Here is a 20,540-nt window from a genome sequence, read left to right as displayed (position 1 = left end):
CGCCATCTCGTGACTAGTTCGAGGCCTTCGCGAGTGCGCCGTACATGGTCTCGCCCTTTGCGGCGAGCCTGCGGCGCGCGAAGTCGACGAACCAGTCCATCGCCTTCGGGTCGCGCATCGCGTCGGGGCTGTAGGCCTTCTCAACCGGCCAGCCCATCAGCAGCTTGCGCACCGGCACTTCCATCTTCTTGCCAGTTAGCGTGTAGGGCGTCATCGGCACTGCATGCACCTCGTCGGGCACGTGGCGCGGGCTGCGTTCCGCGCGCAGACGCTGGCGGATTGCCTTGTCCAGCGCCTCGTCGAAGACGACGCCCTCCTTCAGCTGCACGAACAGCGGCATGTAGAAGCCGCCGCCCGGCTCCTCGATGCAGACGATCAGGCTGTCCTCGATCTCGGCCATGCCTTCGAGCGTGCGATAGATCTCGGCCGAGCCGATGCGCACGCCAAAGCGGTTAAGCGTCGAGTCCGAGCGGCCATAGACGAAGCAGCCGCCGCGGCTGTTGATCTTCATGAAGTCGCCGTGGCGCCAGATGCCCGGATAGGTATCGAAATAGGCTTCCTTGTAGCGCTTGAAGTCCGGATCGTTCCAGAAAAACAGCGGCATGCTGGGCATCGGGCTGCAGACGACCAGCTCGCCGACCTCGTCGATCAGCTCGTTGCCGGCGTCGTCGAAGACGCGCACGTCGATCCCCAGGCAGCGCGCCTGGATCTCACCGGCGTAGACCGGCTGCGTCGGCGTGGCGCCGACGAGGCCGCAGCAGAACTCGGTGCCGCCCGACTGGGAGGTGACCCAAAGGTCCTCCTTCACCGCATCGTACAGCCACTTGAAGCTCTCGGGTGTTGCCGGCGAGCCAGACAGCATGATGCTCTCGATCGCCGACAGGTCGAAGCGCTCCTTCGGCACGATGCCGTGCTTGCGCATGTTCTCGACGAAGGTCGGGCTGGCGCCGAACGAGGTGGTCTTTGTGTCGGCCGCGAGCTGCCAGAGCAGGTCCGGCCCCGGATGGGTCGGGCTGCCGTCGTAGAGCACGGCGCTGCCACCGACCAGCGGACCCCACATCAGCGAGTTCCACATTACCCAACCGGTGGTGGAGTAGAAGAACATCCGCGAGCTGGCCTTGAGGTTCAGGTGGAACACGGCCGACTTGTAGTGCTCGAGGATGATGCCGATGTGGCTCTGCACGATCGCCTTCGGCAGGCCCGTGGTGCCGGACGAGAACAGGATCCACAGCGGGTGGTCGTGCGCCACGCGCTCATAGCGGAATTCCTCGCGCGAAATGGCCGGCCCTTCGAGAAGCTCTGCAAAGCGCGTAACCGACTTGCCTTCAAAAGCAGGTGCGGGCTCGTCAGTCAGATAGTCGAGCCAGACGACTTGCTCGAGGCTCGGCAGCCCGTCAACGATGCCGCTGACCTCGGCGCGGCGCCAGAAATCCTTGCCGGCGAAGCGGTAGCCATCCGCGGCAAACAGCACCTTGGGACCGATCTGCGAGAAGCGGTCGGCGACGGTTCCGACGCCGAACTCCGGCGCGGCCGACGACCAGATCGCACCGATCGCGGTCACTGCCAGCATCGCCGCCATGGTCTCTGGGATGTTCGGCATGTAGGAGACGACGCGGTCGCCCGGAACCACGCCCATCGCGCGCAACCGCGTTGCGATCTTGCGCACCATGTCGCCAAGTTCGCGCCACTTCATGCCAGCGAGCGGCCGGATTTCCGAAAGATGGTGCACAACCACCTTCTCCGGATCGTCCGCCTCGTGGCGCAGGATGTGCTCGGCGTAATTGACGCGCGCTCCCACGAACCACTGCGCACCAGGCATCTCGCGCTTTGCGAGGACCGTCTCGTACGGTGTGTCCGACATCACTTCGAAATAGTCGTAGATCGCTGCCCAGAATGCCTCGATCTCCTTGGCGGACCACGTCTGCAACTCGCCGTAGTTGGCGAAGTCGAGGCCCCGCTTCTCGCGGAGCCAGCGCAGGAAATCAGCAACCCCTGTCGACTGCTTGAAGGCATCGCTGCCTTCCCACAGGAAATCCCCCTCCTTCAGCATCCGCTCCTCCTTCGAATGTATACAATGCGGGTCGTGGCCCTGTATTACAGGGATGGGGGCGCCGGGTCCACTGGCCGTCGCGCTAAAAATTTTGGAGGATGGTATGCCGCGCTTTTCGATCAATCTGTCGATGATGCTGCAGGAGCATGCCTTCCTCGACCGCTTCCAAGCGGCAGCCGATCTCGGCTTCAGGGGCGTCGACATCCAATTCCCCTATGATCATCCTGCGGAAGAGATTGCCGAGCGCGCGCAGAGCGCAGGCGTCGAGATCGTTCTGATCAACATTCCGGCTGGGGATCTGATTACCGGCGGCGACGGCCTCGCCTGCGTGCCTGGCCGGGAGGAAGGGTTCGCGGCTGGTCTGGAAACCGCGAAGGCGTACGTGCGGGCACTCCGCTGCCAGCGCGTCAACGTTCTGACGGGTCGGGTTCCCGTCGGCGTCTCGCAAGCGGAGGCCGAGGAGGCGTTCGTCCGGAACCTGAGGCTTGCGGCCGACGCCTTCGCGCCGCTCGGCGTGACGGTCATGATGGAACCCTGCAACCAGCGCGACGTCCCGCGTTACCTGGTAAGCCGTACCGAACACGCCCTCGCCCTGATCGACCGGGCGGATCGCGAAAACCTTGCCCTGCAGTTTGACTTCTACCACCGCCAGATCACCGAGGGGGACCTGATCGAGGGTTTCCGCTCCTCCCTACCCCGCATCGCCCACGTGCAGTTCGCCGACAATCCCGGCCGACATGAGCCCGGTACCGGCGAGATCAACTACGAGCGGATTTTCGAAGCGATCGACGTCTCAGGCTACACCGGCTGGGTTGGCGCCGAGTATCGGCCGAGCGGCCGCACGGCCGACTCGATCAACTGGCTGCGATCAGCCAGGAATCTCGAGAACCAATAGCCCGCTGCGCCGTTGTGGGGCGTGCCGGCAGGAAGGTGCAGGCATTCATTTTCCAGCGCAAAATTTTCGCGCGGGTTGTGGAAAAAAGGAAATCGACAAAGTCTACAAGTTTTGTAGACTGAGCTGGAAACGGAGGTCCTGAATGGTCCATTCTGATAGCTCAAGACGTCTGCCTCGCCACGCGTCTCCTGCTAGTGCCCTGAGCTACCTGCCTTTTGCACTAGCGGTCGGTTTTGCAGTCGCCGTCGTGTTCGGCCTGCTTGGCTAAAGAACTTTCAGCGACTTCCAGTCCCATCCGCGCGGCTAGCGCGGATAGACATTTCCGCGCAGCACCTGAACGAAGCCGCGATCGCCCGACGAAGCCCGGATATCGATCGGCACATCAAGCTCCAGCGTCTCCCCCGCGTCTGTCCGAACGAGGAACCGCCGCCCCTCTGGACGGTCGATAACCCGAAGGACGCTGACCGGAATTCCCTCCCCGTCAAACGACCAACTCAGATCGCCCGGGCGGGCCAGAACCTCCACCGGCCCGTCGGCAAGCCCGGATGCGGATAGCCGCGCCCCCGGAATATCCACCATCCCGCTCTTGGCGGTCGCAGTAATACGGTTGGTGTCTCCGAGGAATTTCATCACGAAGGCCGAGGCGGGCTTGCGGCAGACCTCCTCAGGTGTACCCTCCTGCACGATGGTGCCCTGATCGAGGATCACGACACGGTCGGCAAGGTCGAGCGCCTCTTCCTGGTCGTGGGTCACGAACAGCGTCGTGATGCCGAGCTCGTCGTGGATTTCCCGCAACCAGCGGCGCAGGTCATGGCGCACGTTGGCGTCGAGCGCGCCGAACGGCTCATCTAGCAGCAGAACTTTTGGATCGACAGCGAGGGCACGCGCAAGCGCAACACGCTGGCGCTGACCGCCGGAAATCTGGCTCGGGAAGCGGTTGTTCAGGCCTTCGAGCTTCACCAACCGTAGCAGATCGTTCACGCGGGCGTGAATCTCCTGCTTTGAGCGCGCCTTCTTCGACACCTTCATGCCAAAGGCGATGTTTTCGCCGACGGTCATGTGCGGGAACAGGGCATAGTGCTGGAACACGAAGCCGACGCCGCGCTCGCGCACCGGAATGTCGGTCGCATCCTCGTCGCCGAAGTAGATCGCTCCCTGGTCGGGAAATTCGAGGCCGGCCACCGTTCGCAGAATCGTCGTCTTACCGGAACCCGACGGCCCAAGCAGCGCTACCAGCTGGCCGCTGCCGATCTCCAGCGACACGCCGCGCACCGCGCGGAACGTGTCGAATTCCTTGACGACATCTTTGAGAACGATCTTCATTGCGTTCCACCCTTGTTGGCGGCGAGCGTCGGTCTGCCGGCGCGTCCCGCGCCCTGCCTCTCAAGCAGAACCTTGGCGATGATGGTGAACAGCGCCAGCACCGTCAGGATCGACGCGGCGGCAAAGGCTCCGACCGTGTTGTAGTCGTGGTAGAGCAGCTCTACATGCAGCGGCAGCGTGTTGGTCTGGCCGCGGATCTTGCCCGACACGACCGACACCGCGCCGAACTCGCCCATCACGCGCGCATTGCACAGCACCACGCCGTAGAGCAGCGCCCAGCGGATATTTGGCAGCGTCACGGTCAGGAACGTGCGCCAGCCGGATGCGCCGAGGGAAGTTGCCGCCTCCTCGAGCTCGCGCCCCTGCGCCTGCATCAGCGGGATCAGCTCGCGCGCCACGAACGGTGCCGTCACGAACATCGAAGCGAGCACGATGCCGGGCAGCGCAAACAGGATCTTGATGTCGGCTGCCTGTAGCGCCGGGCCGAACAGTCCCTGCAGGCCATAGACGAATAGGTAGGCGACGCCCGCCACGATGGGCGACACCGAAAACGGGATCTCGATGACGATCAGCAGGAAGCGCTTGCCCGGGAAGTCGAACTTGGTGATTGCCCATGCGGCGGCAATGCCGAACATGGTGTTGATCGGCACGGCAAGCAGCGCCGTCACCACAGTCAGGTAGATGGCGTGGCGCGTGTCGGGATTCGCGATTGTGGTCGTGAAATGCTCGAGGCCGAGCGAAAATGCCTGCGCGAAGATGACAAGCAGCGGCGCAAGCACGAGCAGCGTGCCGAAGATGAGCACAAGGGCGATCAGCAGGCGCCTGACGACTGCGCTGTCTCCCACCCGCGGCGGCTGTCCGGCGATCCGGTGCGATTTCATCGTCAGTCCCTCGCCGTGTATCGCAGAGCGCGCGCCTGCAGGAAATTCGTCACGGCCAGCATGACAAACGCGGCAAACAGCATGGTGGATGCAATCGCGGCCGCCGCCTGGTAGTTGTATTCTTCCAGCCGGATGAACGCGAGAAGCGAGGTAATCTCCGTCGAGTTGGGCCGGTTGCCCGCGATGAAGATCACGGCACCGAACTCGCCAAGGCTGCGCGCGAAGGACAGTGACAGACCGGCAAGCAGCGCCGGCGTCAGCAGCGGCAGGATCACCATCCGGAAAATGCTCCAGTCCGAGCCGCCGAGCGACTGCGCCGCTTCCTCCAGCGCGGGATCAAGATCCTCGAGAACCGGCTGCACCGTGCGCACCACGAAGGGCAGGCTGGTGAAGAACATCGCGATCATGATGCCGAGCGGCGTGTAGACGACGGTCACGCCGATGCTGGCGAGCGCTGAACCGAGCCAGCTGTTCTGCGCAAACAGCGCCGTCAGAGCGATACCAGCAACGGAAGTCGGCAATGCGAAAGGCAGGTCGACGATCGCATCGACGAAGCGCTTGCCGGGGAAATCGTAGCGCACCAGCACCCAAGCCAAGGCCAGCCCGAAGACGAGGTTGGTCAGGGTCGCGCCGAGCGCGCTCAGGATCGTCACGCGATAGCTGGCCACCGCGCGCGGCGACGAAACGATGCGCCAATATTCCTCCGGCCCGAGACTGGCGGCCTTAAAGATCAGCGCCCCGATCGGCAGCGCGATGATCAGTGTCACGTAAAAGAGTGTAATCCCGAGCGACAGGGGGAATCCGGGCAATACGCGGCGTCTCAAACAACTGCCCCCATGGGTGGATGCGTGGTCATTATACATGCAACCGGCGGGCTTTCACCCGCCGGCTGGCAAATTCATGGACCGGAAAGATTAACGGTCGCCGTAGATCTGATCGAGGATCGCTCCGGAAGCAAAGTGTTCTTCCGCAACCTTCGCCCAGCCGCCAAAGACGTCCTCCACCGTAACCAGACGAATCTCCGGGAACTGGTCGGCGACCTCGCCTTTCACCTTCTCGTCATGTACGCGGTTGCCGTGCTGGGCGAGAATGCGCTGGCCTTCCTCAGAATAGAGGAAGTTGAGGTAGTCAGTCGCGAGTTTGGCGGTACCATGCTTCTCGGCAACCTTCCCCACCACCGCGACGGGGAACTCGGCGAGCAGGCTGACCGACGGAACGACCGGGTCGAACTTGTCTTCGCCGAACTCCTTGGCGATGCCGCGGGTCTCTGCCTCGAAGGTGATGATGACGTCGCCGGTCTCGCGCTCGACGAAGGTGGTCGTCGCCGCGCGGCCACCGGTGTCGAACACCGGAACGTTGTCAAAGATCTTGCGGACGAACTCGCGAACCTTCTCCTGGTCGCCGTTGAACTTCTCCAGCGCATAGGCGGTCGCCGCGAGATAGGTGTAGCGCGCATTGCCAGAGGTCTTCGGATTCGGGAAGATCACCTGCACGTCGTCGCGAGCAAGATCGTCCCAATCCTTGATGTTCTTCGGGTTGCCTTCGCGAACGAGGAAGGACGGGAAGGAGAAGTACGGCGAGGCGTTGTTCGGGAACTCGCTCTGCCAGTTCTCCGACACGAAGCCGTTCTTCACGAGGAAGTCGATGTCGGTGACCTGGTTGAAGGTGACGACATCCGCCTCGAGGCCTTCAACGATGGCGCGCGCCTGCGCCGACGATCCGCCATGCGACTGGTCGACCGTGACGTCCTGACCGGTCTGGGCCTTGTAGGCCGGGACGAATGCCTTGTTCACCGCCGCAAAGAGTTCACGACCGATGTCGTAGGACGAGTTGAGGATCTTGTTGGCGGTCTGTGCATGAGCCGGCGCGGTGGCGAGCGCTGCAAGTGCGGCAGTAACGAGAAGTAGGCGTTTCATGGCTGCTCCCTGAGGCAAACGGCAATGTCCGTCATTGGGCAGAAGATATACGCGTACATGCCCCTGAGTGAGGCACGTTGATGCCATTTAGCTGACCTTGCTAGAAATGCATACCACTTTTCCGAATTCGGGAGAACATCATTCTCAAATATCCAGGAAATCTATCTCGGCGGGAAACAGCTTGCTATTTTATTGGAACCGTCACCCCGTCTCCGCCGTTTGTGGGTTCGGAGTCGGTGTGCCGGCAGGCCGCCTCGCGGCTCGGGAAGAAAATCATTCTCGCCACGGGCGCCAGAACGAATGGAAAAATCAATCGCGCGGCCAAGTTTAATGGTTTTGCGGCGCAGGAAATGCGGGACACGCCCATAGAGTAATCATGTTTCCGACAGGAGGATGACATGACCCTCAAACGCAGTTCCCTCGTTGTTGCAGCAGCAATTGCAGCAACCGTGCAGTTTGGCGGCCTCGGACTGGCCTTTGCACAGGACGCGCTGACCAACGTTTCTTACGATCCGACCCGCGAGCTCTATCGCAAGTACAACGACGCCTTCACCAAGCATTGGAAAGAAACGACTGGGCGGGACGTGACGGTCACTGCCACCCACGGCGGTTCGGGCTCGCAGGTCCGCACCGTGATCGACGGCCTGCCGGCCGACGTCGTCACCCTGGCGCTGGCCAGCGACATCCTGGCAGCCGAGGAAGCCGGCCTGATCGAACCGGGCTGGCAGAGCGAGTTCCCGAAGAACTCGTCGCCCTACTATTCCACCATCGTCTTCCTGGTCCGCTCGAGCAATCCGAAGAACATCAAGGACTGGGACGACCTGATCCGTGATGACGTCGAGGTCATCACGCCTAACCCCAAGACTTCGGGCGGCGCCCGCTGGAACTATCTTGCGGCGTGGGCCTACGAGCTCGACCGCTCCGGCGGTGACGAAAACGCCGCCAAGGACTTCGTCGCCAAGCTCTACGCCAACGTACCGGTTCTCGACAGCGGAGCGCGCGGCTCGACCAACACCTTCGTGAAGAATGGCACCGGCGACGTGCTTCTTGCCTGGGAAAACGAGGCTTTCCTGGCGCTGGAGGAACTTGAGCCGGGTAGCGTCGAAATCGTCGTGCCGAAATTCTCGATCCTGGCCGAACCGCCGGTAGCGATTGTCGACAAGAACGTCGACGAAAAGGGCACCCGCGAACTCGCCAAGGCCTACCTCGACTACCTCTACAGCCCGGAAGGCCAGAAGATTATCGCCTCGAGCTACTACCGTCCGCAGCATCCCGAACATGCGGATCCGGAGGATGTGGCTCGCTTCCCCGACCTCAAGCTGATCACCATCGATGAGTTCGGCGGCTGGAAGGAAGCGCAGTCCAAGCATTTCGGTGACGGCGGCATCTTCGACCAGATCTACTCGAGCAATTGAGCAGAAGCAGCGTGACGCGTGAGGAGCCCGCGACGGGCTCCTTGCGCGACGTTAAGGGGACATTTGCCGATGGCGACATTCCGATTTCGGGAGCCGAGCATCATCCCGGGTTTCCGGCTGACCTTCGGATTCACGATCTTCTACCTCATGGTCATCGTGATCATCCCGATTGCCGGGCTGTTCCTGAAGACGTTCGAACTGGACTGGCAGGCCTTCTATCCGATCATTTCCGGCCCGCGTTTTCTCGCGGCGCTGAAACTCAGCTTCGGCGCCTCGCTTCTGGCGGCAATGTTCAACGCCGTCATCGGCGTGCTGGTCGCCTGGGTGCTGGTCCGCTACGAATTCCCCGGCCGGCGCGCGCTTGACGCGATGGTCGACCTTCCGTTTGCGCTGCCGACGGCTGTGGCGGGCATTTCGCTCGCGTCGATCTACTCGCCGAATGGCTGGATCGGCAGCCTGTTTGCCCCGTTCGGCATCAAGATCGCCTACACGCCGCTCGGCATCTGGATCGCGCTGGTCTTTATCGGCCTGCCCTTCGTGGTGCGCTCGGTTCAGCCGGTGCTGCAGGACTTCAGCAAGGAGATCGAGGAGGCCTCGGCCACGTTGGGCGCCTCGCGGCCGCAGACGATTTCCCGCGTAATGCTGCCTGCGCTGCTTCCGGCGATCCTCACCGGCTTCTCGCTCGCCTTCGCCCGCGCGGTGGGCGAGTACGGCTCGGTCATCTTCATCGCCGGCAACCTGCCGCGCCAGACCGAGATCCTGCCGCTGCTGATCGTCTTCCGGCTGGAAGAGTTCAACTACGCGGCCGCCGCGGCGATCGCTGCCGTCATGCTGGTCGCGTCCTTCATCATCCTGCTTGCGATCAATCTCATCCAGGTCTGGAGCCAGAGGAGGTTCGGCAATGGCTGATGCAGCCCTGCATCCTGCGCGCCCCGAAGCAGCGTCCGCCTTCCGCTCGCCGGTGACCGAGCCGCTCGGCTTCCGGGTGTTCGCGATCGGCGTCACTGTCCTTCTGATGGCACTGTTCCTGCTGCTGCCGCTCGCAGCCGTGTTCGTCGAGGCGTTTCGCTTCGGCCTCGACAAGTATCTCGAGGTGTTCAAGAACCCGGATGCGATCGGGGCCATCAAGCTCACGCTGCTGGTTGCGGCCATCGCCGTTCCCTGCAACCTGATCTTCGGCATCGCTGCCGCGTGGTCGATCGCAAAGTACCGCTTCCCCGGCCGCGCCTTCCTGATCTCGCTGATCGACCTGCCCTTCTCGGTCTCGCCGGTCGTGGCAGGCCTCGTCTACATCCTGCTGCTCGGCTCGAACTCCGCGATCGGCAGCTGGCTGCTGCAGGATTTCGGCATCCGCGTCATCTTCGCGGTTCCGGGCGTCGTGCTCGCGACGATCTTCGTCACCTTCCCCTTCATTGCCCGCGAGCTGATCCCGCTGATGGAAGATCAGGGCAATGGCGACGAGGAAGCCGCAATCTCGCTCGGCGCCTCCGGCTGGCAGGCCTTCTGGTACGTCACGCTGCCGAACGTGAAGTGGGCGCTGCTTTACGGCGTGCTCCTCTGCAACGCCCGCGCGATGGGTGAGTTCGGTGCGGTCGCCGTGCTCTCCGGCAAGCTGCGCGGCGAAACGGTGACGATGCCGCTGCAGGTCGAGCTTTTCTACAACGAGTACATGACCGTCGCCGCCTTCAGCCTCGCCTCCGTGCTGGCTGGCCTAGCGCTGGTGACCCTGGTCGTGAAGTCCTGGCTGGAGTGGCGTTACGCCGACCAACTCGCGACCGGCGCAAGAACCCACTGAGGAGAGACCAATGGAACTGAGCATCCGCAACGTCCAGAAAGAGTTCGGCGGCTTCAATGCGCTGCATGAGGTCTCTCTCGACATCCGCTCGGGCGAGCTGATCGCGCTGCTGGGTCCCTCCGGCTCCGGCAAGACGACGCTGCTGCGCCTAATTGCCGGTCTCGACTTCCCCTCCTCGGGACAGATCTTCTTCGGTGAGGAAGACGCCTCGCGGAAGTCTGTGAGCGAGCGCAATGTCGGTTTCGTCTTCCAGCACTACGCTCTGTTCCGGCATATGACAGTGGCGGACAACGTCGCCTTTGGCCTCAAAATCCGTCCGGCGGCCACCCGCCCGACGCGTGCCGAAATCAAACGCCGAGCGCTCGAACTGCTGGACCTCGTTCAGCTGTCTGGTCTCGCGCATCGCTATCCGAGCCAGCTGTCCGGCGGCCAGCGCCAGCGCGTAGCACTTGCCCGTGCACTTGCCATCGAGCCGCGCGTGCTCCTTCTCGATGAACCGTTCGGCGCACTCGACGCGCAAGTGCGCCGCGAACTGCGCCGCTGGCTGCGTGAGATCCATGACGCGACCGGCCACACGACGGTCTTCGTCACTCATGATCAGGAAGAGGCGCTGGAGCTTGCCGACCGCGTCGTCGTCATGAGCCAGGGCCGCATCGAGCAGGTCGGCACCGCCGATCAGGTCTACGACAACCCGGTCTCGCCCTTTGTCTACGGCTTCATCGGCGATTCCAGCACCTTGCCCGTCCGCGTCGAACAAGGTGACGTCTGGTTCGAGGACCGTTCGATCGGCCTGCGTGCCCCGCACGTCCCGGACGGGGAAGCCACCTTGTATTTCCGCCCGCATGACGTGGAGCTCCTCGACGGCTGCGGCGGCTGCATTGCCGGCACCGCCGGAGTCAGCCGCCGAGTGGCGGGCACCAAGCGGGTCGAACTTGCCATTGGCGGCGCCGGGCACCGCGTCGAGATCGAACTGCCGGTCGACCATCCGGCGGCGACCCGCAGTCGTATCGCCTTCCGACCGCGCCGCTGGAAGCTGTTTCCGGCGCGGGAACTCGCAGCGGCTCCCGCGACGCCGCTCCCTGAACCTGTCGCGGCCTGAGAAATTCCCCCTCCTCTGGCTGGCGGTCGCTCCGGCGGCCGCCCTTTTTCTTTTGTCTTTCGCAGATTTGTTCGGTCAGAATCCTGCTTATTTTGACAGCCCGGTGAAATGAGATTCATTGGCAGCCGTCCGATCCGGAAAGGTTGTTTCCCAACGCCGCCTAAACTGCACGTTTTGCTTGAAACGCGGCGATTTCCGCCCAGCTTCCCTCTGTAGACAGAGCGAAAATCTTCGCTTTAGCTGTTGATGATGCATCGGCAGGCGGAGGAGACCATCATGGCCGAAGCTGGAAGGTTGAGCCTTCATGTCCCGGAGCCGGAGGTACGTCCCGGCGACACGCCGGACTTCTCCCACGTCCCCATTCCCCGTGCTGGCAGCGTCGAACGTCCCCCGGTCGATGTCGATCCCAGAGAGATCCGTGATCTCGCCTACTCCATCATTCGCGTCCTCAACCGCGACGGCGAAGCGGTCGGCCCCTGGGCCGGCACGCTGAGCGACGAGGAACTGCTGGAAGGCCTGCGCCACATGATGACGCTGCGCACCTTCGATGCGCGCATGCTGATGGCGCAGCGCCAGGGCAAGACCTCCTTCTACATGCAGCACATGGGCGAGGAAGCCGTGAGCTGCGCCTTCCGCAAGGCGCTCGAGCCCGGCGACATGAACTTTCCGACCTATCGGCAGGCAGGCCTGCTTATCGCGGGCGGTTACCCGATGGTCGACATGATGAACCAGATCTACTCGAACGAGGCCGACCCGCTGAAGGGCCGCCAGCTGCCGATCATGTATTCGGCGCGCGACCATGGCTTCTTTTCGATCTCCGGCAATCTCGGCACCCAGTTCATCCAGGCGGTCGGCTGGGCGATGGCCTCGGCGATCAAGAACGATACGCGGATCGCAGCCGGCTGGATCGGCGACGGCTCGACGGCCGAGAGCGATTTTCACGCAGCCCTTGTGTTCGCCTCGACCTACCGCGCCCCGGTCGTGCTCAACATCGTCAACAACCAGTGGGCAATCTCGACCTTCCAGGGCATTGCGCGGGGAGGCTCTGGCACCTTTGCCGCGCGCGGCCTCGGCTTCGGTCTGCCGGCCCTGCGCGTGGACGGCAACGACTACCTTGCCGTCCACTCCGTGGCGAAGTGGGCGATCGAGCGCGCAAGGCGCAATCTGGGGCCGACGCTGATCGAATACGTCACCTACCGCGTCGGCGCGCATTCCACTTCTGACGATCCTTCCGCCTATCGGCCGAAGACGGAGTCCGACGCCTGGCCGCTCGGCGACCCGGTGATCCGGCTGAAGAACCATCTCATCGTCAGGGGCGTCTGGTCCGAGGAGCGCCACAAACAGGCGGAAGCCGAAATCCTCGACGAGGTCATCACGGCGCAAAAGCAGGCGGAGCAGCACGGCACCCTGCATTCTGGCGGCAAGCCATCGACCCGCGACATGTTCGAGGGCGTCTACGCGACCATGCCGCCACATCTGCGTCGCCAGCGGCAGCAGGCGGGGGTGTGAGGATGCATAGGTTCCTGCCCGACATCGCCCCCTCCGGTCCTTCGGACCACCTCCCGCGCTTCGCACGGGAGGATCACACTGCCGCGACGTGGTTCTTCTTACATTTGCGAGGAATGTGTCGCGAAGCGGCTGATGTGGCGCCGCGCCCCGCCTCGCCAATCTTCGCGGAGGCCCCGCCATGCCGCGCATGACGATGATCGAGGCGATACGTTCGGCGATGGACGTCGCCATGGGGCGCGATGAGAACGTCGTCGTCTTCGGCGAGGATGTCGGCTATTTCGGCGGCGTGTTCCGTTGCACCGCCGGCCTGCAGCAGAAATACGGCAAGAGCCGCTGCTTCGACACGCCCATCAACGAATCCGGCATCGTCGGAGCCGCGATCGGCATGGCGGCCTACGGCCTTCGCCCCTGCATCGAGGTGCAGTTCGCCGACTACGTCTACCCGGCCTACGACCAGATCGTCTCCGAGGCCGCGCGGCTGCGCTACCGCTCGAACGGCCAGTTCACCTGCCCTATCGTCATCCGCATGCCGACCGGCGGCGGCATATTTGGCGGCCAGACCCACAGCCAGAGCCCGGAAGCGCTGTTCACACACGTCGCCGGCCTCAAGGTGGTTGTCCCGTCCAATCCGTATGATGCGAAGGGGCTGCTGATCGCCGCGATCGAGGATCCCGACCCGGTGATCTTCCTCGAGCCCAAGCGGCTCTACAACGGCCCGTTCGACGGACACTACGAGCGCCCCGTGACCTCATGGGCGAAGCATCCGCTGTCCGAAACACCGGAAGGCCACTACACGGTGCCGCTCGGCAGGGCCGAGGTGCGCCGCGAGGGCTCGGCGGTCACGGTGCTCGCTTACGGCACGATGGTTTATGTCGCGCAGGCGGCAGCTGAGGACACCGGCGTCGATGCCGAGGTCATCGACCTGCGCACGCTGCTGCCGCTCGACCTCGACACTATCGTCGCTTCGGTGGGCAAGACCGGCCGCTGCGTCGTCGTGCATGAGGCAACGCTCACCTCCGGCTTCGGCGCGGAGCTTGCTGCCCTCGTGCAGGAACACTGCTTCTACAATCTCGAAGCGCCTGTCATGCGCGTCACGGGGTGGGACACGCCATACCCCCACGCGCAGGAATGGGACTACTTCCCCGGTCCGAAGCGCGTTGGTGAGGCGCTCGTGCAGGTGATGGAGGCGTGAGCATGGCCGAATTCATCATCAAGATGCCGGATGTCGGCGAAGGCGTTGCCGAGGCAGAACTCATCGAGTGGCACGTCAAAGTCGGCGACCTGGTGCGCGAGGACACCATCCTCGCCGCTGTGATGACCGACAAGGCGACCGTCGAGATCCCCTCGCCGGTCGAAGGAACCATCACCTGGCTCGGCGCCGAAATCGGCGACACCGTAGCTGTCGGCTCTCCGATCGTGAAGATAGAGGTGGCGGGAAGTGCTGGGGAGGTTGCCGGGGGTGATGGGCAGCCTGCTGGTGAGCCAAGCAACGCAGCCGGCGCTACTGGCGTCAGCTCGCCAGAGGCCGACGCGGATGAAGATACCCCCACCCCTAGCCCCTCGCCACAAGGGGGAGGGGAATTGGGGGAGCCTGGCATGAAAGGTACTGCCAGCTCTGCAGCCTCGTCCAAGGCTGACGCCTCAGCGCCGTCATCTTCCGTCGTAGCTCCCGCTCCACCGGACACCCCAACGCGCTCTGCCCCGTCGTTGGAAGCGGCTAACCGCGGGGATCCGGACGCTGGCGACGCTGTAGGAGATGATGCAGGACCGAATGCAACGACAGCGGTGAGACCTGGCTCTGCCGCTTCAGGCACGCCAACGTCCCCCTCCCCCGTGTGGGGAGGGGTTAGGGGTGGGGGTAGCATCGCATCCACGGGCACGGCTTCCGCAGACTTGGGATCCGTCAGCACCGCCCCCGCAGGCAGAGCTTCCTCCACAACCTCTCCGCTCATCCCCCGCCCCACGGGCGAGAAGCCGCTCGCCTCGCCGGCTGTCCGCCTGCGCGCGAAGGAAGCGGGGATAGACCTGCGCCAGGTTCACGGCACCGGCCCTGCCGGGCGCATCACCCATGAAGACCTCGACCAGTTCATCAGCCGCGGCGCGCAGCAGCCCTCGCCTGCAGGGCAGCAGCCAAACACGTCGGTCGAGGAGATCAAGGTTGTCGGCCTGCGCCGCCGCATCGCCGAAAAAATGTCGCGGGCGAAAGCGCGCATCCCGCACATCACCTATGTTGAGGAGGTCAACGTCGAGGCGCTGGAGGAACTGCGCGCCCGCCTTAATGCCGAGCGGCACCCGGACCGGCCAAAGCTGACAATCCTGCCGTTTTTGATGCGCGCGATGGTGAAGGCGATTGCCGAGCAGCCGCAGATCAACGCGATCTTCGATGACGATGCCGGCATCATCCACCGCCATGGCGGCGTGCATGTCGGCGTCGCCACGCAGACGCCGTCCGGGCTGATGGTGCCGGTGGTACGCCACGCCGAGGCGCGCGACCTGTGGGACTGCGCGCGCGAGGTCAACCGTCTGGCCGACGCCGCGCGCTCCGGCACCGCCTCCCGCGAGGAGTTGACCGGCTCGACCATCACCATCACCTCGCTTGGCGCGATGGGCGGCATCGCAACCACCCCCGTCATCAACTATCCGGAAGTGGCGATCGTCGGCGTCAACAAGATCATGGTGCGACCGGTCTGGGATGGCCAGCAGTTCATCCCGGCGAAGATGATGAACCTGTCATCGTCATTCGACCACCGCGTCATCGACGGCTGGGACGCGGCGGTCTTCGTCCAGCGCCTCAAGGCGCTGCTGGAAACGCCGGCGCTGATTTTCGTGGAGTGAGCCTATGAAGGAAATCTCCTGCAAGCTCGCGGTAATCGGTGCAGGCCCCGGCGGCTATGTCTGCGCGATCCGCGCCGGCCAGCTCGGCATCGACACGGTGATCGTCGAGGCGGCGAAAGCCGGCGGCACCTGCCTCAATGTCGGCTGCATCCCATCGAAGGCAATCATCCACGCCGCCGACGAGTTTTACAGAGCAACGAAGTTTGCCGCGGGGCGCGATCCTCTTGGCATTTCGCATGGCTCCCCGACCATCGACTTTTCGCAGACAGTGGCCTGGAAGGACCGCATCGTCGGCCGTCTCAACTCCGGTGTCGTCAGCCTGCTCAAGAAAGCGGGCGTGAAGGCTGTGGTCGGCCATGCGCGCTTTCGCGACGGCAAGACGCTGGAGGTCGAGACCGAGACCGGGCAGCAGGTAATCCGCGCCGAGACGATCGTGATCGCCACCGGCTCCGCCCGGGTCGAGCTGCCGTTCATGCCGTTTGGCGGCAATGTGATCTCGTCGACGGAAGCACTTGCGCTGAAGGAGGTGCCGAAAGTGCTGGCCGTCGTCGGCGGCGGCTATATCGGCCTGGAACTCGGCACCGCCTTCGCCAAGCTCGGATCGAAGGTGACAGTCGTCGAGGCGCTGCCGAAGATCCTGCCGCTCTACGATGCGGAGCTGACCCGACCTGTTCTCAAGCGGCTCGACGAACTTGGCGTTTCGGTGATGACCGGCGTCAAGGCGAAGGGCCTTGCCTCCGACGGCAAAGGCCTCGTCATCGAAACCGCGGAGGGCGACCAGAAGACGATCAGCGCCGAAAAGATCCTCGTCACGGTCGGCCGCAGGCCAAAGACTGACGGCTGGGGCCTCGAAGAAATCGACTTGGATATGGCCGGCCCCTTCATCCGCATCGACGAACAGTGCCGCACGTCGATGCGGGGCATCTATGCGATTGGCGACGTCACGGGCGAGCCGATGCTGGCGCATCGGGCGACGGCGCAGGGCGAGATGGTTGCCGAGATCATCGCCGGCAAGCGCCGCAGCTGGGACAAGCGGGCGATCCCCGCCGTTTGCTTCACCGATCCGGAAATCGTCAGCGTCGGCTTGTCGCCGGATGAGGCGCGGCAGGGGGGCATCGAGGTGAAGGTCGGCCAGTTCCCGTTTGCGGCCAACGGCAGGGCGATGACGCTGCAGGGCGAGGCTGGCTTCGTCCGGGTCGTCGCGCGGGCCGACAACAACCTCGTCGTCGGCATCCAGGGCGTCGGCTCAGGCATTTCCGAGCTGTCGGCGACCTTCTCGCTCGCACTAGAGATGGCGGCGCGGCTGGAGGACATTGCCGGCACCATCCACGCCCATCCGACGCAGAGCGAAGGTTTCCAGGAAGCCGCCCTGAAAGCCCTCGGTCACGCCATTCACATCTGATCGACGTCGATGCGGCGCAGGCGCTTGCCCATTTCAGCGATCTGCTCGGCGTCGACATTGGCAAATGCAACGCGCAGGTGCTGCTCGAGCCCCTCGCCGAAATACGAGCCGGGGATCGTGACAATGCCGAAATCTTTGGCCAGACGCTCGGCAGCCTGCGACGAGGTCAGTCCCTCGAAGGGATGGCGGACGAAGGCGAAATAGGCGCCGATCGCCTGCAGCTGCCAGCCGTTCTGACGGGCAAACGCAGCGCGCATCGCGGCAGCGCGGCGGCCGATCTCCAACCGGTTTTCCTCGCGCCAGTCGACCAGCGCCGGGATGCCCCTGGCCACGGCAAACTGTGGCGTGCGGGGGGCGCAGATCTGCAGATTGTCCATCACCTTCGCCACCTGCTCGATGACGGCTTCGCTCGCAGTGATCGCGCCGAGGCGATGGCCAGGAATGCAGAAAGACTTCGAGAAGCTGTAGAGCTGGATGAGGTAGTCGCGCCAATCCTTGACGTCGAACAGCGCGTGCGGGCGCCCTGCCCCGGGCTCGATGAAGTCGCGATATGTCTCGTCGAGCACCAGCCAGATCCCCTTGCGGCGGCAGAGCTCGAAGATCTCGCTGATGACTTCGGCCGGATAGACAGCGCCGGTGGGGTTGTTCGGCGTCACCAGCGCCAGCACCTTTACGCCATCCAGCGCCGCCTCGACATCCTCGACGCGCGGCACAAAACCGTTCTCGGCGTGGCAAGGGAAGTAACGCGGCTCGATGCCCATCATCTGCAGCGTTGTCTCGTGGTTGAAGTAGCACGGATTGGTCATCAGCACTGCATCGCCCGCCTTGGCGATCGCGGTGATCGTCGCGACGAAGGCCTGGTTGCAGCCGGCGGTGAGGTGAATGTTCGCCGCCGTCAGCATCGTCCCGTAGAGCGATCCGACATGCTCCGCGTAGACTTTGCGCAGTTCAAGATCGCCCTCGATCGCGCCATAGCCGGCATAAGCAGGCGAACCGGCAGCATCAGAGAGCCACTTCAGAAGGTCGGCATGCGGGGCGTAGCCCGGCACGGCCTGCGACATGTCGATGAGGTTGCCGTGCGCGCCGTCATAGCTGCGCGCCCAGGCCTGGACAGACGGGATCGGCGGTGGCGCCAGCTTCTCGACCAGCGGGTTGAAGGACGGCTTCACGTAATCTGCTGACGTCATGCTCTTGTCTTTGCGTTCGAAGTGACTTTTCGCTTGCTGCGTGCGCCATCAGCGCTACGCAGCTTTGTCCTGAGCGCCAGGCCTTGCGGCTCGGCGCGGGCATCTTCTTCCTCCAGCTGCGCAAACAGCCAGTCTATGAATACGCTGACCACCGGCACGGAGCGCAGGTCACTCCGGCACGCAACGTAAAAGGCGTCGGCGGCGGGCACCGCCAGGTTGAACGGCGCGACCAGTTGGCCTTTGGCGAGCAGGCCCGCCGCCGTCATCGTGTCGCCCAGCGCGATGCCATGCCCGTGCAGGGCAGCCTCGGTCGCCAGCCGCGCATCGCTGAGATGATGCTGCGGCCCGCGCGCAAGGTCGAGCGCATCGGCCGCCGCCAGCCACTGGTGCCACTCGCGCCCGTCGTCGGCGTGCAGCAGCACGTGGTTGCTGAGGTCGCGGATCGTGCGCACCGGCTTGGCGTTCATCAGTGTCGGGCTAAGAACTGGAAAAAGGTCGAGATGCGACCAGCGCTTGACCCAGCAGTCGGTCCAGCTTCCATCGCCATAAAGGATCGAGACGTCGACATCCGGCGAGCGCAGCGCTTCCGCGTCATTGCTCCCCTCCAGCTTCAGCCTGATTTCGGGAAAGCGTGAGGTAAAACTGGCAAGGCGTGGGATCACCCACAGCGACAGCAGCGCCGGAACGCAGGTGACCGACAGCGAGCCCGCCGTCACCGGCCGTTCCATCCGCGCCGTCGCGGCCGCGATGGCATCAAAGGCCGAGGAAACCGCGGGCAAAAGCTCCGCGCCCTGCGGGCTCAGCCGGAACCGCGCGCCGTCCCTTTCGAACAGCCGGACATTGAGCGCGGCCTCCAGCGCCTTGATCTGGTGGCTGATCGCACCGTGCGTGACGTTGAGCTCGCCCGCTGCCCGCGTCAGCGAGCCCAGTCGCGCGGTCGCCTCGAAGGCCCGCAGCGGATTCAGAGGCGGCAAACGCTTGACCAAACATATCCCCGGTTGTGAATTTTTCTCACACGATAGCGTACAACAATATCAATTGAATTTCCAAGATTTATGACGCACGATCGATCCCTCAAAAATGCCGGCACAGGGAACGCCGCATCGCGGAAAGAGCTGGCACCGAGAATGGGGTCTGATCATGAGCTGGAACGACGAACAACTCGCCAAACTTCGCGAGCGGTATGGCGAAGGCGGCGGTGGCGACATCTATGACCCGCGCTTCCGGCGTGTTGCCGACCGCATCTTCTCGGGCAATACGCGTGTTGCACCATTTGCCGGCATCCCGACTTTCCTTGATGCGCCGTTCCGCCAGGTTGACCCGAAGAACCCGGATTTCAGCGACCTCGACGTCGCGATCGTCGGCATGCCGATGGACCTCGGCGTGACCAACCGCCCGGGCTCTCGATTCGGCCCCCGCGCCGTTCGCGCCATCGAGCGCGTCGGCCCGTACAACCACGTGCTTGACTGCGCGCCGGTGCAGCAGCTGCGTGTTGCGGACGTGGGCGACGTCCCGTTCCGCAGCCGCTACATGCTCGAGCAGAGCCATCAGGACATTGAGAACTGGATCGGCAAGATCGTCGCGGCCGGCGTCGTGCCGCTCTCGGTCGGCGGCGACCACTCGATCAGCCATCCGATCCTCAAGGCGGTCGGCAAGGACCGCCCGGTGGGCATGATCCACATCGATGCGCACTGCGACACCTCGGGCGCGTTCGACGGCACCAAGTTCCACCACGGCGGCCCGTTCCGCAACGCGGTGCTGGACGGCGTGCTCGACCCGACCCGCACGATCCAGATCGGCATTCGCGGCTCGTCCGAATATCTGTGGGAGTTCTCCTACGACTCCGGCATGACGGTGATCCACGCAGAGGAAATGCCTGCCATGGGCATTCCGGCGATCATCAAGAAGGCGCTGGAAGTGGTCGGCGACGGCCCGACCTACCTGTCCTTCGACATCGACAGCCTCGATCCGGCTTACGCGCCCGGCACCGGCACGCCGGAGATCGGCGGTCCGTCCAGCCGCGAGATCCTCGAGCTGATCCGCGGTCTCAAGGGCGTGAACCTTGTTGGCGGCGACGTCGTTGAAGTGGCGCCGCAATACGACTCCACGACCAACACCGCGCACGCCGGCGCGCAGATGCTGTTCGAAATCCTGAGCCTGATGGTTTTCAGCCCATTCGTGACTGGCGAGTCCCGCTGAACACACTTTATGCTAGCCGGCAAACGGCTAAACA

Annotated in this window: 17 protein-coding genes; 10 read left to right on the top strand and 7 right to left on the bottom strand. The window is 63.9% G+C overall.

The genetic code is table 11. The features are described 5' to 3' along the window. Positions 1–13 precede the first annotated feature (13 nt). Positions 14–2,050, bottom strand: coding sequence for an acetoacetate--CoA ligase (locus tag L630_RS0109415; RefSeq protein ID WP_024848009.1), 2,037 nt, complete (start codon positions 2,048–2,050; stop codon positions 14–16). A gap of 103 nt (positions 2,051–2,153) precedes the next feature. Between L630_RS0109415 and L630_RS0109410 the strand changes: the two genes are divergently transcribed. Continuing rightward, a complete protein-coding gene (locus L630_RS0109410) occupies positions 2,154–2,945 on the top strand; it encodes a TIM barrel protein (RefSeq protein WP_024848008.1) in 792 nt (263 codons plus the stop codon). Positions 2,946–3,248: 303 nt separating this feature from the next. Here the strand turns inward: L630_RS0109410 and L630_RS0109405 are convergent, their stop codons facing one another. From L630_RS0109405 to L630_RS0109390, 4 genes are read right to left on the bottom strand one after another with little or no spacing between them, the layout of a single operon-like run. After that, positions 3,249–4,268: a sulfate/molybdate ABC transporter ATP-binding protein gene (locus L630_RS0109405; RefSeq protein WP_024848007.1), complete on the bottom strand. Its 1,020-nt coding sequence runs from the start codon at positions 4,266–4,268 to the stop codon at positions 3,249–3,251. Further along, entirely contained in the window at positions 4,265–5,149 is an 885-nt protein-coding gene (gene cysW / locus L630_RS0109400) for a sulfate ABC transporter permease subunit CysW (RefSeq protein WP_024848006.1), read from the bottom strand. Before cysW (L630_RS0109400) ends, L630_RS0109405 begins: the two co-directional genes overlap by 4 nt. Before the next feature lie 2 nt (positions 5,150–5,151). Continuing rightward, on the bottom strand, positions 5,152–6,012 hold the full coding sequence (cysT, locus tag L630_RS0109395) for a sulfate ABC transporter permease subunit CysT (RefSeq protein WP_144706936.1): 861 nt from the start codon (positions 6,010–6,012) through the stop codon (positions 5,152–5,154). A 51-nt stretch (positions 6,013–6,063) separates the two neighbouring features. Continuing rightward, entirely contained in the window at positions 6,064–7,065 is a 1,002-nt protein-coding gene (locus L630_RS0109390; RefSeq protein ID WP_024848004.1) for a sulfate ABC transporter substrate-binding protein, read from the bottom strand. A gap of 398 nt (positions 7,066–7,463) precedes the next feature. On the opposite strand from L630_RS0109390, the gene L630_RS0109385 reads away from it, so the two are divergent. From L630_RS0109385 to lpdA, 8 genes are all read left to right on the top strand, one after another. Then, complete coding sequence (locus L630_RS0109385; protein ID WP_024848003.1) at positions 7,464–8,480, top strand: sulfate ABC transporter substrate-binding protein; 1,017 nt, start codon at positions 7,464–7,466, stop codon at positions 8,478–8,480. A 69-nt stretch (positions 8,481–8,549) separates the two neighbouring features. Next, positions 8,550–9,389: a sulfate ABC transporter permease subunit CysT gene (gene cysT / locus L630_RS0109380; protein ID WP_024848002.1), complete on the top strand. Its 840-nt coding sequence runs from the start codon at positions 8,550–8,552 to the stop codon at positions 9,387–9,389. Beyond that, positions 9,382–10,275, top strand: a complete 894-nt coding sequence (gene cysW / locus L630_RS0109375; protein ID WP_024848001.1) for a sulfate ABC transporter permease subunit CysW — start codon at positions 9,382–9,384, stop codon at positions 10,273–10,275. The genes cysT (L630_RS0109380) and cysW (L630_RS0109375) overlap by 8 nt, the downstream gene beginning before the upstream one ends. Before the next feature lie 10 nt (positions 10,276–10,285). Then, entirely contained in the window at positions 10,286–11,374 is a 1,089-nt protein-coding gene (locus L630_RS0109370; RefSeq protein WP_024848000.1) for a sulfate/molybdate ABC transporter ATP-binding protein, read from the top strand. A gap of 276 nt (positions 11,375–11,650) precedes the next feature. Further along, positions 11,651–12,883, top strand: a complete 1,233-nt coding sequence (locus tag L630_RS0109365) for a 3-methyl-2-oxobutanoate dehydrogenase (2-methylpropanoyl-transferring) subunit alpha (RefSeq protein WP_024847999.1) — start codon at positions 11,651–11,653, stop codon at positions 12,881–12,883. Between the two features lie 178 nt (positions 12,884–13,061). Continuing rightward, positions 13,062–14,075 carry an alpha-ketoacid dehydrogenase subunit beta gene (locus tag L630_RS0109360; RefSeq protein ID WP_024847998.1) on the top strand — a complete coding sequence of 338 codons (1,014 nt, stop codon included), beginning with the start codon at positions 13,062–13,064 and terminating at the stop codon, positions 14,073–14,075. Between the two features lie 2 nt (positions 14,076–14,077). Continuing rightward, the gene (locus L630_RS21260) at positions 14,078–15,718 is read left to right on the top strand and encodes a dihydrolipoamide acetyltransferase family protein (protein ID WP_051473170.1); all 1,641 of its coding nucleotides are present in this window, start codon (positions 14,078–14,080) and stop codon (positions 15,716–15,718) included. Between the two features lie 4 nt (positions 15,719–15,722). After that, positions 15,723–17,120, top strand: coding sequence for a dihydrolipoyl dehydrogenase (gene lpdA, locus L630_RS0109345; RefSeq protein WP_024847995.1), 1,398 nt, complete (start codon positions 15,723–15,725; stop codon positions 17,118–17,120). Here the strand turns inward: lpdA and L630_RS0109340 are convergent. Both L630_RS0109340 and gcvA read right to left on the bottom strand, forming a co-directional pair. Then, a complete protein-coding gene (locus tag L630_RS0109340; RefSeq protein ID WP_024847994.1) occupies positions 17,111–18,307 on the bottom strand; it encodes an aminotransferase in 1,197 nt (398 codons plus the stop codon). The genes lpdA and L630_RS0109340 overlap by 10 nt on opposite strands. Continuing rightward, positions 18,304–19,293 (bottom strand): transcriptional regulator GcvA, encoded by a 990-nt coding sequence (gcvA, locus tag L630_RS0109335; protein ID WP_024847993.1) that lies wholly within the window; start codon positions 19,291–19,293, stop codon positions 18,304–18,306. Before gcvA ends, L630_RS0109340 begins: the two co-directional genes overlap by 4 nt. A gap of 154 nt (positions 19,294–19,447) precedes the next feature. On the opposite strand from gcvA, the gene speB reads away from it, so the two are divergent. Further along, positions 19,448–20,506, top strand: a complete 1,059-nt coding sequence (speB, locus tag L630_RS0109330) for an agmatinase (RefSeq protein WP_024847992.1) — start codon at positions 19,448–19,450, stop codon at positions 20,504–20,506. Positions 20,507–20,540: the final 34 nt, after the last annotated feature.

It is taken from the genome of Aminobacter sp. J41, assembly GCF_000526635.1.
In the GTDB taxonomy this organism is placed as follows: Bacteria; Pseudomonadota; Alphaproteobacteria; order Rhizobiales; family Rhizobiaceae; genus Aerobium.
This window is presented reverse-complemented; position numbering and strand designations above follow the sequence as displayed.

Bases quoted from the DNA above. Each gene is read 5' to 3' on its own strand.
- cysT (WP_024848002.1), top strand. From the start codon at position 8,550: ATGGCGACATTCCGATTTCGGGAGCCGAGCATCATCCCGGGTTTCCGG.
- speB (WP_024847992.1), top strand. From the start codon at position 19,448: ATGAGCTGGAACGACGAACAACTCGCCAAACTTCGCGAGCGGTATGGC.
- L630_RS0109360 (WP_024847998.1), top strand. From the start codon at position 13,062: ATGCCGCGCATGACGATGATCGAGGCGATACGTTCGGCGATGGACGTC.
- L630_RS21260 (WP_051473170.1), top strand. From the start codon at position 14,078: ATGGCCGAATTCATCATCAAGATGCCGGATGTCGGCGAAGGCGTTGCC.
- L630_RS0109385 (WP_024848003.1), top strand. From the start codon at position 7,464: ATGACCCTCAAACGCAGTTCCCTCGTTGTTGCAGCAGCAATTGCAGCA.
- L630_RS0109405 (WP_024848007.1), bottom strand. From the start codon at position 4,268: ATGAAGATCGTTCTCAAAGATGTCGTCAAGGAATTCGACACGTTCCGC.
- cysW (WP_024848001.1), top strand. From the start codon at position 9,382: ATGGCTGATGCAGCCCTGCATCCTGCGCGCCCCGAAGCAGCGTCCGCC.
- L630_RS0109370 (WP_024848000.1), top strand. From the start codon at position 10,286: ATGGAACTGAGCATCCGCAACGTCCAGAAAGAGTTCGGCGGCTTCAAT.
- L630_RS0109390 (WP_024848004.1), bottom strand. From the start codon at position 7,065: ATGAAACGCCTACTTCTCGTTACTGCCGCACTTGCAGCGCTCGCCACC.
- cysT (WP_144706936.1), bottom strand. From the start codon at position 6,012: ATGTATAATGACCACGCATCCACCCATGGGGGCAGTTGTTTGAGACGC.
- L630_RS0109340 (WP_024847994.1), bottom strand. From the start codon at position 18,307: ATGACGTCAGCAGATTACGTGAAGCCGTCCTTCAACCCGCTGGTCGAG.
- cysW (WP_024848006.1), bottom strand. From the start codon at position 5,149: ATGAAATCGCACCGGATCGCCGGACAGCCGCCGCGGGTGGGAGACAGC.
- L630_RS0109410 (WP_024848008.1), top strand. From the start codon at position 2,154: ATGCCGCGCTTTTCGATCAATCTGTCGATGATGCTGCAGGAGCATGCC.
- lpdA (WP_024847995.1), top strand. From the start codon at position 15,723: ATGAAGGAAATCTCCTGCAAGCTCGCGGTAATCGGTGCAGGCCCCGGC.
- L630_RS0109415 (WP_024848009.1), bottom strand. From the start codon at position 2,050: ATGCTGAAGGAGGGGGATTTCCTGTGGGAAGGCAGCGATGCCTTCAAG.
- L630_RS0109365 (WP_024847999.1), top strand. From the start codon at position 11,651: ATGGCCGAAGCTGGAAGGTTGAGCCTTCATGTCCCGGAGCCGGAGGTA.